This window comes from Microbacterium sp. 22215 (assembly GCF_052045655.1).
Taxonomy (GTDB): Bacteria; Actinomycetota; Actinomycetes; order Actinomycetales; family Microbacteriaceae; genus Microbacterium; species Microbacterium phyllosphaerae.
Map to the genome: position 1 here is coordinate 123,517 of NZ_JBQEPC010000004.1, position 15,709 is coordinate 139,225.

Here is a 15,709-nt window from a genome sequence, read left to right on the forward strand (position 1 = left end):
CGCGTGCGAGAGCCGGATCCGCGGCCGTCTCCCTCCTCGATCGAGCTGCTGCTCGATCCCGCCGCCGACGCGGCCGTCCGGGCCGAATGGGATGCTCTCGCCGCGCGCGGCATGTCGAGCCTGGCGGGGCACACGTCTACGAGCAACCGCCCTCACATCACGCTGGTCGCGCGCGTCGGCCTGCCGCCGGTGGGCTCGGATGTCCTCGCCGACATCCCGTCGTTCCCGATCACGCTGAGCTCTCCCCTGCTCTTCGGCAACGGCGAGCGGCGCGTCCTGGCGCGGAGCATCGTGCCCACCCCCGAGCTGATCCGCCTGCGCGAGACGATCCTGGCCGCCGTCGGGCCGGGCGAGGATGCCCCGCACACCGCACCGGGCGAGTGGATGCCGCATGTCGCCCTCGCCCGACGGTTGCGCGTCGCCGACCTCACCCGGGCGCTCGATCTCGTCGACGGCGACGTCCACGCTCACGCGCGCAGCGTGCGGCACTGGGACCCCGCCACCGCGGAGATCACGACACTCGCGGAGTTGCCGCGGTCGTAGTCGACAGGCCGCGCCGAACCCAGCGGATCAGCGCGTCAGCGCGTCAGCGCGTCAGCGCGGACGAGTCGCGTTGCACGTCAGCGGCGACGTCCTGCAGGGCGCGGAGTACGCGCCTGACCGCCGTATAGGCCAGCGCATCCGGCCGAGCCAGCACGTCGACGTGGCGGACCAGATCGACATCCGACAGCGGCCGTAGCACCAGGCCGTCGACAGCCAGAGGTGTGGCGGTGGCGCGGGGCATGACGGCGATCGCCGCCCCGGCCCGGACGACCTCCGCCGTCACCGAGAACTCGTTGATGCGATGCGAGATCCGCAGCGGCGCCCCCGAGAGCGCGGCGAGATGGTCGAGCACGCCCGCGAGAGGGAATCCCTCATGCACCGACACCCAGTCCTCGTCGCGGAGGTCGGCGAGGGCGATGTCCGCCCGGGTCGCGAGACGGTGGTCCGCGGGGAGGGCGATGTCGAGCGGCTCCTCGACGAGCGGGACGGCGACGACCCGATCCGCCGGCCAGGGGGCGTCGTGTGCGAGTCGGTGAGCGATGACGAGATCGTGGTCGGCCGTGAGCCCGGGGAAGTCGCGGTGTGGGACGTCGGCATCCGCAAGGCGCACGGCAGGGCTCCCGCCGAGCTCCCTCAGGAGCGGCCCGAACAGGGCGAGTCCCGCACTGTTGAACGACGACACTCGCACCGGCCGGTCGCCCGCGTCGAGGAGCGCCCCGATCGCATCGCGGGCCGCAGTCAGCGCCTCATCGACACGCGTGCTCGCCGCGGCCAGCGCCTCCCCCGCCGCGGTCAGGATCAGGACGCGACCCCGACGCACGGTGAGCGGCAGCGTCACTGAGGACTGCAGAGTCGCCAGCTGCTGCGACACCGCAGACGCCGAGATCCCGAGGGCGGCCGCGACGGCCGTGACGCTGCCTCGGTCGCGAAGCTCCCGGAGCAGTCGCAGGTGAGTCGGATCCATAAGGACAACCTTAAAAGAGAATCAAGGAACTGCATCTGGGTCTTCATCGAGAAAGACGAGAGTTTGGAGTCATGCCGCGTCATCCCTCTCGCGATCTGCTCGTCGACGTTCTGCTCGTCGCCGTGGCGGCGGTGTGGGGCGCGAGCTTCATGGCGGCCAAGAGCCTGGCTCTCGAGACCGGCGTCGCCTCAGCTGTCGCCCTCCGGTTCCTCGTCGCGGCGGTCGCTCTCGGCGTGATCTGCGCCGCGCGGAAGGAGCGGATGCCGCGTGGTCGCGGGCTCGCCGTCGCCGTCCTCCTCGGCTTCTCCCAGGCCGCCATCATCGGACTCGAGACCTGGGGCGTCCACCTCACGTCAGCGACCAACGCCGGGCTGCTCATCAGCCTCGCTCTCATCCTGACCCCGGTGCTCGAGAGTCTCGTCGCACGGTCGTGGCTTCCGCGCTCGTACTTCGTCGCCGCCGTCGCGGCCGTGGTGGGGGTCGCGCTTCTCGTGTCGGACGGCGGGCTGCGGATGCCGACCGCCGGCGACGCCCTGGTGATCGCGGCGGCGATCGTGCGGGCGCTGCACGTGACGGCGAGCGCCAAGCTCACCCGCGACCGCCGGGACAGCACACTCGCCGTCGTCCTCGTGCAGCTCATCGTCTGCGCGGCGACCGCATCACTGGTCGCGGGAGCGGAGCTGCCTGCGGCGGTCGCACGGCTCGACGGATCGGGGTGGGCGAACGTCTTCTTCCTCGGCCTGATGTGCTCGGTGTTCGCATTCGTCGTCCAGCTCTGGGCGGTGCGGCGCACCTCTGCGACGCGCGCGAGCATCCTCATGGGCACCGAGCCCGTCTGGGCGCTCCTGGTCGGACTCCTGCTCGCCGGGGAGAGCGTCGGAGCCGTCGGCCTGCTCGGCGCCGCGCTCATCGTCGCCGCGTCGTACGCCGGGCAGGCGATCGAACGCCGCCACCGGCAGCGCACGCTCGAGCCGCCGATCGCGGTGCTGAACGGCGACGGCGACGGCGTTCAGGCGTAGTCGCTGTCGTCCACCGGCGAAGGCGCCGGACCCAGGCTCTCGATGGCGCCCCACAGTCCATCCGGGACCTCCGTCTGCACCAGCTCGTCGAGCTGCTCGCGACGATTCGGTGATGACACCCCGACGACGGTCGAGTCGATCAGCGGCGATCGCAGCGAGTAGTGCAGTGCTACGGCAGCCATCGACGTTCCGTGCTCCGCGCACACGCGCTGCAACCGCTCGGTCCACTCCAGCAGCTCCTCGCCGGCGGGCCGATAGGCGTACTTCGCGCCCGAGTGCGGCCCCTTGGCGAGCAGTCCCGAGCCGAACGGCGCGGCGTTGAAGACGGCCATGCCGCGTGCCTTGGCGTCGGCGAACACGGTGTCGGCCGAGTGATCCACGAGCGTGAAACGGTTGTGGATCAGCACGGCATCGAACACGCCCGTCTCGACGTACTTCGCCATCAGCGGCACCGGAGCGGCCGCGACGCCGATCGCATCCACCACCCCCGCGTTCCGCAGTTCGAGGAGGCCCTGCACGGCGCCGCCGGTGGAGATCGAGTCCGCGAACGACACCGAGTACGGGTCGTGCAGGTGCACCAGCGGAAGCCGGTCCACCCCGAGCCGCACGGTCGTCTCCTCGAACGAGCGGAGCACGCGGTCGCGGTCGAAGACCCCGGTCTCCGGGTCCTGATCGACCTTGGAGATGATCCGCGAACCGTCGATTCCCAGCTCGCGCAGCGCGATGCCGAGCACGGCCTCGGAGCGACCGCCGGCGTAGTTGTTCGAGGTGTCCACGAACCCGTGCCGGCTCGTGAGCAGGTCGACGGCGACGTCGACGGCCGCTCTCTCCTCGGCGGACCCCGGCTCCGAGTGCCTCCCGAGGCCGGAGGTCCCGAGGGTGATGGGCGTCGGTTCGATCTTCATCCGCTGGGAGTCCGTTCTACTGGGGGCCGGTCATCGCGGTTCTGCGTTCACTGTATCCCCGGACTCCGCCGTCACTCCACGAGCAGCGCGGGCTCCTCGAGAACCGATGCCACGTCGGCGATGAAGCGGCTCATGCCGTCGCCGTCGATCACGCGGTGGTCGAAGGAGCCCGCGACCGTGGTGACCCAGCGGGGGCGCACCTCGCCGTCGACGACCCACGGCTTCTGGCTGATCGTGCCCATGGCCACGATTCCCGCCTCGCCGGGGTTGATGATCGGCGTGCCGGCATCCATCCCGAACACTCCGATGTTGGTGATCGTGATCGTGCCGCCCTGCTGATCGGCGGGGCTCGTCTTGCCCTCGCGCGCCGTCAGGGTGAGGCGGTTCAGAGCGCGGGCGAGGTCCTTCATGCTGAGGTCCTGCGCGTCCTTGATGTTCGGCACGAGCAGCCCGCGCGGCGTGGCCGCAGCGATGCCGAGGTTCACATAGTGACGCACCGAGATCTCGGCGCCGCCCTCGGTCTCGATCCACGCGGCGTTGACCATCGGCGTGCGACGAGCGGCCCAGATGACGGCGCGAGCCATGATCAGCAGCGGCGAGACGCGGATGTCGGCGTAGTCCGGAGAGGCCTTCAGCCGCTTCACGAGCTCCATCGTGCGGCTGGCGTCGATCTCCTTCCACACGGTGACGTGCGGGGCGGAGTACGCGCTCTGCACCATCGCCGACGACGTGGCCTTGCGCACTCCCTTGACCGGGATCGACTCGGTGCGGTCATCGGACACGGGCGCGGATGCCGGCGCAGCCGACACTCCCCGGGCGAGGCCCGACGGGGCGCTCTGGGGTGCGGGAACGGTCTCCTCGCGCACGGCACCCCACTCGGGCGTCTCGATGTTGCGGAACACGCTGGCCTGCTGCGCGTGGTTCACGACGTCGTCGCGGGTGACCTCGCCGTCAGCGCCGGTCGGCGCGACGGTCGTCAGGTCGACGCCCAGGTCGCGGGCGAGCTTGCGGATCGGGGGCTTGGCGATCACGCCGACCGACGAGCGCACCGGGCGCTCGGCCGGGCGCTTGCGGCGAGACGTCGCCCCGCCACCCGTGCCGTATCCGACGAGCACCGAGCCGCCGCCCTCCTCGGGAGCGGGTGCGACCGCGACCGCCGGGGCGGCGCCTGCGGCGGCTTCCGTCACGAACGTGATGATCGGGGATCCGACCTCGACGGTCGCGCCCTCCGCCGCGAGCAGCTCACCGACGACGCCGGCGTGCGGCGAGGGCAGCTCGACGAGCGACTTGGCCGTCTCGATCTCGCAGATCACGTCGTTGATGGCGACGGTGTCACCGGGCGCGACCTTCCACGCCACGATCTCGGCCTCGGTCAGGCCCTCGCCCACATCGGGGAGGTTGAAGTTCTGGGTGCTCATGTGCGGTCCTTTCGGAGAGTGCCTCGTTCAGAACTCAGCACGAACGCGGCAGAAGCGACCCGCTTCGCGCGGACCGGCCAGGTCTCGTCTGATTCTTGCTGAATTGTGAACATCGAACGAGGGTCAGTAGGCCAGGGAACGGTCGACGGCCTCGAGGATGCGGTCGGCATCCGGGAGGTAGGTGCCCTCGAGCTTCGCGGGCGGGAAGGGTGTGTCGTAGCCCGAGACCCGCAGCACGGGGGCTTCGAGAGCGTAGAAGGCGCGCTCCATGACGGTCGCGGCCACCTCGCTGCCGATGCTCGTGAACCCCTGCGCCTCCTGCGCGTAGACCATGCGTCCGGTCTTTCGCACCGAGTTCAGGATCGGCTCGTAGTCGACGGGAGAGAGCGAGCGCACGTCGACGACCTCGCAGCTGGTGCCCTCGGCCTCGGCGAGCGCGGCCGCCTGCAGCAGCGTCGTGACCATGGCGCCGTGTCCGACGAGGGTGACGTCGGAGCCCGTGCGCACGACGCGGGACGCGTGCAGCGGGGCCGCCGAGCCGTCGAGCTCGACCTCGCCCTTCTGCCAGTAGCGGCTCTTCGGCTCCATGAAGATCACCGGGTCGTTCGACGCGATGGCCTCCTGGATCATCCAGTAGGCGTCGTTCGGCGTCGACGGCGAGACCACGCGAAGGCCGGGAGTGTGCGCGAAGTACGCCTCGGGGCTCTCCTGGTGGTGCTCGACGGCGCCGATGTGCCCGCCGTACGGGATGCGGATCACGATCGGCAGGCTGAGCTTGCCCTCGTGGCGGTTGGTGAGCTTGGCGAGCTGCGTCGTGATCTGGTCGAACGCCGGGAACACGAACCCGTCGAACTGGATCTCGATCACCGGTCGGAACCCTGCCATCGCGAGTCCGATCGCCGTGCCGACGATCCCCGACTCGGCGAGAGGCGTGTCGAGCACGCGCTTGTCGCCGAAGTCGCGCTGCAGGTGCTCGGTGACGCGGAAGACACCGCCGAGCTTGCCGATGTCCTCGCCCATGAGGAGGACCTTGGAGTCGTCTTCCATCGCCTTGCGGAGGCCCGCGTTGAGTGCCTTGCTGAGAGGCATCGTCTCGAGAGTCACTTGCCGTCCCCTTCGAACGATGCTTCGTACTGCCTGTGCCAGGCCTTCTGCTCCGCGATCAGAGGATGCGGCTCGCTGTAGACGTGGTCGAAGATCTTGTCTGCGGTCGGCGGTCCGAGCTCGACGCTCCGGGCGCGCAGGTCTTCCGCGGCGTCGGCGGCCTCGGCATCCACGTCGGCGAAGAACTGCCCTGCCGCTCCCCTGTTCTCGAGGAACGCACGCATGCGGTCGATCGGATCGCGCTGCGCCCAGGACTGCTCCTCGTCGGAGCCGCGGTACTTCGTGGGGTCGTCGCTGGTGGTGTGCGCCCCGAGCCGGTAGGTCACGGCCTCGATGGCGCGCGGTCCCTTGCCGCTGCGCGCCTCGTCGAGCGCCACGCGCGACACGGCATAGCTGGCGAGCACGTCGTTGCCGTCGACTCGGACGCTGGGGATGCCGTAGCCGGCGCTCCGCTCGACGAGCGGCACGCGCGACTGCGTCGACACCGGCACCGAGATGGCCCAGTGGTTGTTCTGCAGGAAGAAGACCGTCGGCGACTGGTAGCTGGCGGCGAACACCATCGCCTCGTGCACGTCGCCCTGGCTCGATGCGCCGTCGCCGTAGTAGACGATGACGGCTTCGTCCGTGTCGAGGTCGCCGGTTCCCGAGCGTCCGTCGAAGTTCAGCCCCATGGCGTAGCCGGTGGCGTGCAGCACCTGCGAGCCGAGCACGAGCGTGTAGAGGCGGGTGTTGCCGTTCTTGGGGTCCGTCGGATCCCAGCCACCGTGCGAGACACCGCGCATGAGCTTGATGATGTCGACGGGGTCGACCCCGCGGATGCGCGTCACGGCGTGCTCGCGGTACGAGGGGAAGATCGTGTCCTGCGCACGGGCGGCGCGGGCGGATCCGACCTGAGCGGCCTCCTGGCCGCGGCTCGGCGGCCACAGGGCGAGCTGCCCCTGACGCTGCAGGTTGGTCGCCTGGGTGTCGATCGCGCGGATGCCCACCATGTCGCGATAGAACTGCTCGAGTTCTGCATCGCTGATCGCCTCGATCAGCGGCAGGTACTGCTCAGCAGCCGCGCTCGGCGTGTAGCGGCCGTCCTGATCGAGGACGCGGACGAGTTCAGTCTCTGACGAGGTCACGGTGCCACGCTACCGCCGCGCGCATGCCCGGTCACGCATACCTAGGACGTCCTCGCATCTGCCGGGAAACCGGAGAAATGGCGGGATGGAGTCCCTCAGAGCAGGGTCGAGGCGACCTCGAGAACGCGCCCGACCGACTCCTCTTCGCCGACCGAGATGCGGATGCCGTCGCCCGGGAACGGACGCACGATGAGGTCGGCCGAGACGAACGCCGCGGCGACCTCGACGGTGCGCTCACCGGTGGGGAGCCACACGAAGTTGGCCTGCGAATCGGGCACGTCCCAGCCCTGCGCACGGAGTCCCTCAAGCAGGCGGGTGCGTCGCTCGACGATCACGGCGACGCGCTCGAGCAGCTCGTCCTCGGCGTCGAGGCTCGCGATGGCCGCGTTCTCGGCGGCGGAGGTGACGGAGAGCGGGATGCCGGTGGTGCGGGCGGCGTCGAGGACCTTCTCGTGGCCGATCGCGTATCCGATGCGCAGGCCCGCGAGTCCGTAGGCCTTCGAGAAGGTGCGCAGGACCACGACGTTCGGATGCCGCTCGAAGACGCGCTCCTCGAGACCGTCGACCGCGCCGGGGGCGGTGACGAACTCGGCGTAGGCCTCGTCGAGGATGATCAGCACGTCGGTGGGGACACGCTCGACGAAGGTCGCGAACTCGTCGCTCGTGATGATCGGACCCGTCGGGTTGTTCGGCGTGCACAGGATGATCGCGCGGGTGCGGTCGGTGACGGCATCCGCCATCGCGTCGAGGTCGTGGCGTCCGTCGGCCGTCACCGGGACCTGTACCCCGGTGCCACCGGCGACGAGCGGCAGGCTCGGGTAGGCCTCGAACGAGCGCCAGGCGTAGACGACCTCGTCGCCGACCGACACGGTGGCGAGGATCAGCTGCTGGAGGATCGACACGCTGCCCGCGGCGACGTGCACCTGGTCGGGCTCGACGGCGTAGCGTGCGCCGAGGCGCTCGCGGAGCCTGCCGGCCGTCGCGTCGGGGTAACGGTTGATCGGCGTCGTGTGCTGCAGCGCTGCGGCGACCGAGGGCAGGGGCTCGAAGGGGTTCTCGTTGCTCGACAGCTTGAAGGCGTCGGGCCCTGCCTGCTTGCCCTGGCGGTACGGCGCGAGGGCGGCGATGGCGGGACGGATGCGGGGCAGAATCGGGTCGGTCACAAGCATGAGTCTAGATTCCACCGCCCTCTGGCGCCGATCCGAGGGTGGTAGTACCATTATGGTATGGCGATGACAGTGCGGCTCCCGGAAGACCTCGACGCGCAGCTCAATGCGCTTGCCGAGCGACGGCACACGTCGAAGCACGCGCTTCTGATCGAGGCCGCTGATCGCTTCCTCCGCGAAGAGGTGACGACCGAGCAGGCCGTGGTGATCGCGCGCGGTGTGGCTGACCGGTACTCCGAGCTGCTCAAGAAGCTGGAAGACGCGTGACCCGATACCTCGAGCTCCCGCAGGCTGTCGGGATCCTCGAGGACCTGGGTCTCCACGTCCGAGACATCGGTCTTCTCGCCTCGGCACTGGCCCGCCCGTCGAGCTCGATGTTCGGCGTCGAGGCGTACGCCACCATCGAGATCAAGGCCGCTTCGCTCCTCTCCTCGCTGAGCCAGAACCATCCCCTCTTCGATGGGAACAAGCGATTCTCGTGGATCATGACCATGACGTTCCTCGAGCTGAACGGCGTCATCGTCGACATGGATCTCGGTACGGCTTTCGATCTGGTACTGAGCACTGCACAAAGCAAGGCTTCGCTCGATGAGATCGCCGAGGCGTTCCGAGCGCACACCCGGTGACCGCCGCGTGCGTCTCGACTGACATCGCGAACTCCGCATGGGAGACTGGGCGGACTATGCGCTTCATCATCCGAGTCGTCGTCAACGCGTTCGCCCTCTGGGTCGTGACGCTGATCCCCGCCCTGCAGGTGCAGATCCAGGCGTTCGCGCCGGGTGAGACCCTGCAGCTGGTGCTGACCCTGCTCGCGGTCGCCGCGATCTTCGCGCTCGTGAACACGATCATCGGCACCGTCGTCAAGATCGTCGCGTTCCCGCTGTACATCATCACGCTGGGCCTCATCGGGTTCGTGATCAACGGCTTCCTGCTGTGGCTCACCGCATGGATCACGAGCGGGTTCGGCTGGGGACTCACGGTCGGCAGCTTCTGGTGGGGCGTCCTCGCCGCGCTCATCATCTCGCTGATCAACGGCGTCTTCGGCTTCATCCTGCGCCCGCAGAGCAAGAAGCAGCGCCGCGACTGACGCCCTGCCACATCCCGTCTCAGCCACGGGACCTGTGTGTGCGCGCCGGGCTGTCGACCCGCTCGGCGTGGTACTCGGTGCGCTCGATGACCTCGGCCTCGTCGAGTTCCTTCCAGAATTCGTCGAGCGCCTCGATCCGCAGATCACCCGCGGCATCGGCCTCCTCGGCCGTCTCGATGTACGAATCCAGCTGATGCGCGTCGAGCACGAAGTCGCCGAGCGTGTCTTCCGGGTCTCCCTGGTTCGAGATGACGACGCTGTCAGGCGACCCGGTGCCCTCGGGTGACCCGCCGCCCGCGAGCGAATTGACCACATCGTCGGTGTGCCGCAGCTGGACGATCGTCTGATCGTCATCGAGGGTCGGCTCGACCGGGCTGCCGGCGGTGATCTGCATCGGGACGTCGAACTCGCTCTCCATCGACAGGTGCGCGGCGATCATCCCTGATTGCGAGTGCGCGACGACGTCGACCTCGTCACCCGGCCGCGCGCCGGCCGCTTCGAGCGCGTCGAGCGTCGATCGGTAGGAGGCCGGCATGCTGCCGCCTGCGTAGAGCTCGGCATTCGACTTCATGTCGAAAGGCTCCTTCGTTCCCCACCCGATGCTCTGCGTGCCCTTGAGGTAGACCACGTACTTCGCTCGGCCGTCCGCGAAGGAGTACTTCTCGACGGCGATCTGCGCCCCGTCTGTGACGGGCATGCGACCGAGGCTCCCCGCGAGCCCCGACGGCGCTCCACCGGGCGAGGACGTCTTGACCGGCGTCACCCGCACAGCGTCGCCTCTCCCCCAGAGCGTCTCACCGGGCAAGACCTTGCCCAGCCCCGATGCGGCCCCCACGAAGGCCGCGGTTCCGAAGAGCTGGTCGTAGATCGACGGGAGGAACGGGTTGCCGTCGAGCCCCTCGAATCGTGTCGTCACCCACTCGGCGATGAGTTCGTCCGCCATCGCGGCGACGCGCTCGTCATGAGCGGCGAGCCTGTCGGCCTGACCCATCAGCCTCTGGGCTGTGGACGGATCACTGTGCGCGAGCATCTCGGCCTCGGCCCGCAGCTCGACGTACTCGTAGACGTCTGCCATCAGCAGCGTGCTCGAGGCTGTCTCCTGGCACTCCGAATGCAAGGTGGCCGCGCGCACCCCTGCGGCCCACAGGGCGATGGTGTCGACGTACTCGGTGAACCCGGGGGTGTCGACGATGATGCGATGCGCTTCGGAGAGGGCCGTCCGCGCCTGGGCATAGAGGGCGGCGGTCGCATCCAGTCGATGGGCGATTTCTCGCAGCGCGTCGGGGTCGACCGCGATCGCCCCGCCGTGGTCGATCGTGAGTCCGGTCATGATGCGTCGATCCTCGCCACCTCGCTCGCCCGGCTGCGGGCCGCCGAGGTCTCGACGCCCGTGCGCCGCTCGAAGTCGGCGATCGCATCGCGCATCGCCCGCACCCCGTCGGAGTCCCATCGCGTGTCGGCGGCGAGGCCGATGAGCGACGCACGGGCATCGTCGAGTGCGTCGACGGCTGTGTCGATTTCATATGCGGCTCGGGCTTTCGCCCACGTGCTCTCTGCCGCGCCGGTCTGTGCGAGTGCGAACGTGTACATGCGCCCAGCATCCGAGATCTGTGGAACCTGTCGAGGGCGAGGAGCCCCGGAATCGCGGGGGTCGTGAGCAGTCCGTCGCCGTCGGCATCGGTGCAGAACAGGTCGGCTGATGACCGGGGCCACGAGCCGGGCGTCGCGCGATCCGCCGCCGACCGGCAGAATAGGACGGTGACATCCCCGGATCCCTTCCGCGTGATCTTCGTGTGCACGGGGAACATCTGCCGCTCTCCGATGGCGGAGGTGGTGTTCCGCGATCTCGCGGAGCGGCAGGGGCTGGGCTCGCGCATCGTCTCGCGCAGCGCCGGTACGGGCGACTGGCATCTCGGTGAGCGTGCGGACCATCGCACGCTCGATTCCCTCGCGCGACGCGGCTACGACGGCTCCCAGCACCGGGCGAAGCAGTTCACCTTCGCCTCCTTCTCGGAGAACGACCTCGTCGTCGCCCTCGACCGCACGCACGAGCGCATCCTGCGCGAGTGGGCCCACAACGAAGACGAAGAGGGCAAGGTCACGCTGCTGCTCGCCTTCGACCCTGAGGCCCCGAGCCAGGATGTGCCCGACCCCTACTACGCCGGCGCCGAGATGTTCGATTCGGTGCTCGGTATGATTGAGACGGCGACTCGCGGGCTGTTCCGCCAGCTCGAGCCGGCTCTTCGCCAGCCCCGCACGCCCCGCACGCCCGGGGCCCGATCAGGAGGACTCCCCTGACTTTCCAGCCTTCTCTCCCGCCTCAGCCCCTGAGCCCCCTCGACGGTCGCTACCGCGGCGCCGTCACCGGCCTCGCCGACTTCCTCTCGGAGGCGGGCCTGAACCGCGCCCGCGTCGAGGTCGAGGTGGAGTGGCTGATCGCGCTCACCGACCGCTCGCTCTTCGAGACGAGCCCGCTGTCGGATGCCGACAAGGAGCGCCTGCGCGCCCTCTACCGCGACTTCGGTCAGGCCGAGATCGACTGGCTCGCCGAGAAGGAAGCCGTCACCCAGCACGACGTGAAGGCCATCGAGTACCTGGTGCGCGACCGCCTGTCGACCCTCGGCCTCGACTCGATCGCCGAGCTCACGCACTTCGCCTGCACGAGCGAGGACATCAACTCGGCGTCGTACGCACTCACCGTGAAGCGCGCCGTCGAAGAGGTCTGGCTGCCGGCGCTCGACGTCGTGATCGCGAAGCTGCGCGAACTGGCCGCTGAGCACGCCGACGCCGCGATGCTCTCGCGCACCCACGGACAGCCGGCCACGCCGTCGACCATGGGCAAGGAGATCGCCGTCTTCGCCTGGCGTCTCGAGCGCGTGCGCGGCCAGATCGCGGCATCCGACTACCTCGCCAAGTTCTCGGGCGCGACCGGCACCTGGTCGGCGCACCTGTCTGCAGACCCCGACGCCGACTGGCCGACGATCTCTCGCGAGTACATCGAGGGTCTGGGCCTCGGCTTCAACCTGCTGACCACGCAGATCGAGTCGCACGACTGGCAGGTCGAGCTGTACGACCGCGTGCGTCACGCCGGCGGCATCCTGCACAACCTCGCCACCGACATCTGGACGTACATCTCGCTCGGCTACTTCGCGCAGATCCCCGTCGCCGGTGCAACCGGTTCGTCGACCATGCCCCACAAGATCAACCCGATCCGCTTCGAGAATGCCGAGGCGAACCTCGAGATCTCGGGTGCACTGCTGGCATCCCTGGGCCAGACCCTCGTCACGAGCCGCCTGCAGCGCGACCTCACCGACTCGACGACGCAGCGCAACATCGGCGTCGCTTTCGGCCACTCGCTCCTCGCGATCGACAACCTGCGCCGCGGCCTGAACGCGATCTCGCTGTCGCGTGACGTGCTGCTCGCCGACCTCGACGTGAACTGGGAGGTCCTCGCCGAGGCGATCCAGACCGTCATCCGCGCCGAGGTCGTCGCCGGTCGCTCGTCGATCACCGACCCCTACGCGTTGCTGAAGGAACTCACGCGCGGACACCGCGTGGGTGCGGCCGACCTCGCGGCCTTCGTCGACGGACTCGAGATCGGGGATGCCGCGAAGCAGCGCCTGCTCGCACTGACCCCCTCGACCTACACCGGCATCGCCGAGCAGCTCGCGAAGTAGGGTCCTCGTTACGGGCGCGGCTCGCCGGAGTGCGCTCCGGCGGAGTCGCGTGGCATGAACGCGGCCGCGATCAACGTCAGCACGGCCACGATCGCGGCGGCGATGAACACCCAGACGGACGCGGAGATGATCGTCGCCGGGTCTTCGGGGCCGGCGCCCTGGGCGATGACCGAGTTCGAGATCGCCCCGAACACGGCCACTCCGAGCGCGCTTCCCGCCGACCGCGCGAAGGCGTTCATGCCGGTGACGGCCCCTCGCTCACCCCAGCCGACCGAGGCCTGGGCGGCGATGAGCGTGGGCGCGGCGCTCCACCCCAGGCCAAGCCGAGCACGAAGGCGACGGCCGCGATCGAGAACGGGTTCGGCCACGGCGAGACCACCGCGAGAGCGATCGCCGCGACGGCCGTGATCGACATGCCCGTGAGGGCGGTGCGGCGGAATCCGATGCGCAGATACAGGCGCCCCGCGTTCGCCGCGGCGAGCGGCCATCCGAGCGTGAGGGCCGCCACCGCGAGGCCCGACAGCAGCGGGGCGATGCCGATCGACCCTTCGAGGTAGGCGGGCGCGAAGCTCGTGACGCCGGTCATCAGCGCTCCGATTCCCAGCGACACGATCGTCGTCGTGAGGATCAGCGGACGAGCGGCCAGCCGCAGGTCGACGATCGGCTCGGCAGCCCGCCTCTCGACGAGCCCGAACGCGATCAACGCCAGGGCTCCGAGGCCGAAGCAGATCGCACTCGGCGCGGAGAGCCACGCCCAGGCGTTGCCGCCCTCCAGCATCCCGAGGATCAGCCCCGTGAGTCCGATCGTGAGAAGGACGGCTCCGGCGTAGTCGATGCTGTGCCGTTGCGTCTGCTTCTCTTCGTGGTACTTGCGCAGCAGCATCCACGCCGCGATGAGGCAGAGGGGGATGTTGACCCAGAAGATCCAGCGCCACGCGTCGAGCTGGGCGAAGATCCCGCCGAGCGCGGGACCGACGACCGACGAGATCGCCCAGACCGAGGCGATGTACCCCTGCACCTTGGCGCGCTCGGCGACCGTGTAGATGTCGCCGACGATCGTCATCGACATCGGCGCAACGGCCCCGGCACCGAGACCCTGGATGATGCGGAAGACGATCAGCGCCGTCATGCTCCACGCGAATCCCGACAGCAGAGACCCGAGGAGGAAGAGCGCGATGCCGAGCAGGATGATCGGCTTGCGCCCCACGGTGTCGGCGAAGCGCGAATAGATCGGCACACTGACCGCCTGCGCGAGCAGGTACACCGAGAACAGCCACGGGAACTGCTGATAGCTGCCGAGATCGCGGACGATGCTGGGCACCGCCGTCGCGAGGATCGTCGCGTCGATCGCGATGAGGCCGGTGGCGAGCATGAGCGCGCCGAGCACGGGGCCGCGCGCGGAACGCAGCCCGACGGAGGCGCGGTCGATCGAGGCAGTCACTACAGGCACAAGCGGTCGGACGCCAGGACTATTCCGGACGGATGCTGGTGTGCCCCGGTCGCGCGACTGCGGAGATGACGCCGGGAGTCAGGAGACGTTGCGTCTGGGAAACGGTGCGAGTCAGGACGAGGAGGACGTGCGCCCCGGCTTGTCGGAGTCGGGCTCGTCGGGCGTCTCCGGGTCGAAGAGCACGGGGCGGTCGACGGTCTTGGTGACATCGGCCGGATCGACCACGAGGATCAGCATCGCCAGGAACAGCAGCGTGACGATGAACGCTCCGCCGCCGACCACGAGGCCGAGCGCGATCGGGGTGAGGCCGTCGTAGGTGCCGTTCGCGATGGCGGTGTTCACCCGTGAGGTGAAGGCACCGGTCGCCACGAGAGTCACGACGGCGGCGAAGACACCGCATACGAGGGCGATGCCCAGCAGGTGCAGCGGACGCAGGATGTCGCGCCGGGTGGGCTTCTCGTCGCTCATCGGTCTCCTCCGTGCCCGGCGGGGGCAGGGTCGTTCTCGGGTGCTGAGGCATCGGCGACGGCATCGGCGCGCTGCGGGGTGAGTCCGGCGATGCCGAGGAAGACGGCAACGATGGCGGCGTACCCGCCGAACATGCCGACGCCCAGGATGATGCCGGTGAGCTCCAAGTCGCCCGCGCCCTTGATCGTGTACTGCTGCACGAAGCCGGCGGGGATCGCGAGCAGGAGGACGGCGAGGAGCAGGCCGAAGGCACCCAGAGTGATCGAGTCGCGTGCCGTGGGGTCGCCCGAACGGCGTCCGCGCAGGCCGACGACCAGCTCGACGATTCCGGTGGCGACCGCCCACGCGATCACGACCACGAAGAAGACGTCGTCGGTGCGCCAGGCAGGCACTCCCGCCGTCATCCCCGCGGCGAAGCCCAGGAGCGCCAGGACGACCGACGGCCAGCGGTGGCCGGCCGGAAAGACGAGCCAGGCGGCGACGATCATCACGAGAGCGGTCGTCAGCACGTAGCCGCTGAAGACGGAGAGCCCCACGGCCGCCGAGTGGTCGGGCGAGAAGGTGATCATCACGGCTGCGGCGGCGGCGAAGAGCGCGCGCAGCAACTGGACGTGACGCACGGTGAACGCGCGGGCAGGGGCAGACATGACGATCGAGGTCCTCCGGGGTGTCCACCCCAGTCTACGCGGGGGTTCGGAGTGGGCGAACGCCGAAGCGAGAGGGCCGAGAAGTGTTCGCGGGGCCCGATGGATCTCCCCAGATCGATCATCAGGCCCCGCGACAG

17 protein-coding genes and 1 pseudogene are annotated in these 15,709 nt (G+C 69.3%); 7 read left to right on the plus strand and 11 right to left on the minus strand.

The window, feature by feature from the left end:
- Positions 1 to 3 precede the first annotated feature (3 nt).
- Positions 4 to 543 carry a 2'-5' RNA ligase family protein gene (locus ACTJKH_RS08445; protein WP_440736532.1) on the plus strand — a complete coding sequence of 180 codons (540 nt, stop codon included), beginning with the start codon at positions 4 to 6 and terminating at the stop codon, positions 541 to 543.
- A gap of 43 nt (positions 544 to 586) precedes the next feature.
- Here ACTJKH_RS08445 and ACTJKH_RS08450 read toward each other — a convergent pair whose 3' ends face one another.
- Positions 587 to 1,507, minus strand: coding sequence for a LysR family transcriptional regulator (locus ACTJKH_RS08450; RefSeq protein ID WP_440736533.1), 921 nt, complete (start codon positions 1,505 to 1,507; stop codon positions 587 to 589).
- Positions 1,508 to 1,578: 71 nt separating this feature from the next.
- On the opposite strand from ACTJKH_RS08450, the gene ACTJKH_RS08455 reads away from it, so the two are divergent.
- Positions 1,579 to 2,526: a DMT family transporter gene (locus ACTJKH_RS08455; protein ID WP_440736534.1), complete on the plus strand. Its 948-nt coding sequence runs from the start codon at positions 1,579 to 1,581 to the stop codon at positions 2,524 to 2,526.
- On the opposite strand, the gene ACTJKH_RS08460 is transcribed toward ACTJKH_RS08455, so the two are convergent.
- The 5 genes from ACTJKH_RS08460 to ACTJKH_RS08480 all read right to left on the minus strand — a co-directional run bounded on the left by ACTJKH_RS08460 (position 2,517) and on the right by ACTJKH_RS08480 (position 8,240).
- Positions 2,517 to 3,431, minus strand: a complete 915-nt coding sequence (locus ACTJKH_RS08460) for an aldo/keto reductase (RefSeq protein WP_440736535.1) — start codon at positions 3,429 to 3,431, stop codon at positions 2,517 to 2,519. The two genes, ACTJKH_RS08455 and ACTJKH_RS08460, sit on opposite strands and share 10 nt — an antisense overlap.
- Positions 3,432 to 3,502: 71 nt before the next feature.
- Complete coding sequence (locus ACTJKH_RS08465) at positions 3,503 to 4,849, minus strand: dihydrolipoamide acetyltransferase family protein (RefSeq protein ID WP_440736536.1); 1,347 nt, start codon at positions 4,847 to 4,849, stop codon at positions 3,503 to 3,505.
- A gap of 123 nt (positions 4,850 to 4,972) precedes the next feature.
- A complete protein-coding gene (locus ACTJKH_RS08470) occupies positions 4,973 to 5,938 on the minus strand; it encodes an alpha-ketoacid dehydrogenase subunit beta (RefSeq protein ID WP_440736537.1) in 966 nt (321 codons plus the stop codon).
- A gap of 11 nt (positions 5,939 to 5,949) precedes the next feature.
- Positions 5,950 to 7,077 carry a pyruvate dehydrogenase (acetyl-transferring) E1 component subunit alpha gene (gene pdhA / locus ACTJKH_RS08475; RefSeq protein ID WP_440736538.1) on the minus strand — a complete coding sequence of 376 codons (1,128 nt, stop codon included), beginning with the start codon at positions 7,075 to 7,077 and terminating at the stop codon, positions 5,950 to 5,952.
- 95 nt (positions 7,078 to 7,172) lie between these two features.
- On the minus strand, positions 7,173 to 8,240 hold the full coding sequence (locus tag ACTJKH_RS08480; RefSeq protein WP_440736539.1) for a histidinol-phosphate transaminase: 1,068 nt from the start codon (positions 8,238 to 8,240) through the stop codon (positions 7,173 to 7,175).
- Positions 8,241 to 8,303: 63 nt separating this feature from the next.
- Here ACTJKH_RS08480 and ACTJKH_RS08485 point away from each other — a divergent pair, with 63 nt between their 5' ends.
- Genes ACTJKH_RS08485 through ACTJKH_RS08495 form a run of 3 tightly spaced genes read left to right on the plus strand, consistent with a single transcriptional unit; the run spans position 8,304 to position 9,330 of the window.
- Entirely contained in the window at positions 8,304 to 8,510 is a 207-nt protein-coding gene (locus ACTJKH_RS08485; RefSeq protein WP_259161378.1) for a ribbon-helix-helix domain-containing protein, read from the plus strand.
- Positions 8,507 to 8,869 carry a type II toxin-antitoxin system death-on-curing family toxin gene (locus tag ACTJKH_RS08490; protein WP_440736540.1) on the plus strand — a complete coding sequence of 121 codons (363 nt, stop codon included), beginning with the start codon at positions 8,507 to 8,509 and terminating at the stop codon, positions 8,867 to 8,869. Before ACTJKH_RS08485 ends, ACTJKH_RS08490 begins: the two co-directional genes overlap by 4 nt.
- A gap of 56 nt (positions 8,870 to 8,925) precedes the next feature.
- Positions 8,926 to 9,330: a phage holin family protein gene (locus ACTJKH_RS08495; RefSeq protein WP_056311187.1), complete on the plus strand. Its 405-nt coding sequence runs from the start codon at positions 8,926 to 8,928 to the stop codon at positions 9,328 to 9,330.
- Between the two features lie 19 nt (positions 9,331 to 9,349).
- Here ACTJKH_RS08495 and ACTJKH_RS08500 read toward each other — a convergent pair whose 3' ends face one another.
- A complete protein-coding gene (locus tag ACTJKH_RS08500) occupies positions 9,350 to 10,660 on the minus strand; it encodes a hypothetical protein (protein WP_440736541.1) in 1,311 nt (436 codons plus the stop codon).
- Complete coding sequence (locus tag ACTJKH_RS08505) at positions 10,657 to 10,920, minus strand: hypothetical protein (RefSeq protein ID WP_440736542.1); 264 nt, start codon at positions 10,918 to 10,920, stop codon at positions 10,657 to 10,659. The genes ACTJKH_RS08500 and ACTJKH_RS08505 overlap by 4 nt, the downstream gene beginning before the upstream one ends.
- 168 nt (positions 10,921 to 11,088) lie before the next feature.
- On the opposite strand from ACTJKH_RS08505, the gene ACTJKH_RS08510 reads away from it, so the two are divergent.
- Together ACTJKH_RS08510 and purB are read left to right on the plus strand one after the other, a co-directional pair.
- Positions 11,089 to 11,628, plus strand: coding sequence for a low molecular weight protein-tyrosine-phosphatase (locus tag ACTJKH_RS08510; RefSeq protein ID WP_210096341.1), 540 nt, complete (start codon positions 11,089 to 11,091; stop codon positions 11,626 to 11,628).
- Positions 11,625 to 13,007 (plus strand): adenylosuccinate lyase, encoded by a 1,383-nt coding sequence (purB, locus tag ACTJKH_RS08515; protein WP_440736712.1) that lies wholly within the window; start codon positions 11,625 to 11,627, stop codon positions 13,005 to 13,007. Before ACTJKH_RS08510 ends, purB begins: the two co-directional genes overlap by 4 nt.
- An 8-nt stretch (positions 13,008 to 13,015) precedes the next feature.
- Here purB and ACTJKH_RS08520 read toward each other — a convergent pair.
- The 3 genes and pseudogenes from ACTJKH_RS08520 to ACTJKH_RS08530 form a co-directional block, all read right to left on the minus strand.
- Positions 13,016 to 14,448 (minus strand): annotated as a pseudogene (locus ACTJKH_RS08520) (MFS transporter).
- A gap of 120 nt (positions 14,449 to 14,568) precedes the next feature.
- Positions 14,569 to 14,925: a hypothetical protein gene (locus tag ACTJKH_RS08525; protein ID WP_440736543.1), complete on the minus strand. Its 357-nt coding sequence runs from the start codon at positions 14,923 to 14,925 to the stop codon at positions 14,569 to 14,571.
- On the minus strand, positions 14,922 to 15,572 hold the full coding sequence (locus ACTJKH_RS08530; RefSeq protein ID WP_440736544.1) for an acyl-CoA synthetase: 651 nt from the start codon (positions 15,570 to 15,572) through the stop codon (positions 14,922 to 14,924). Before ACTJKH_RS08530 ends, ACTJKH_RS08525 begins: the two co-directional genes overlap by 4 nt.
- Between the last annotated feature and the right edge of the window lie 137 nt (positions 15,573 to 15,709).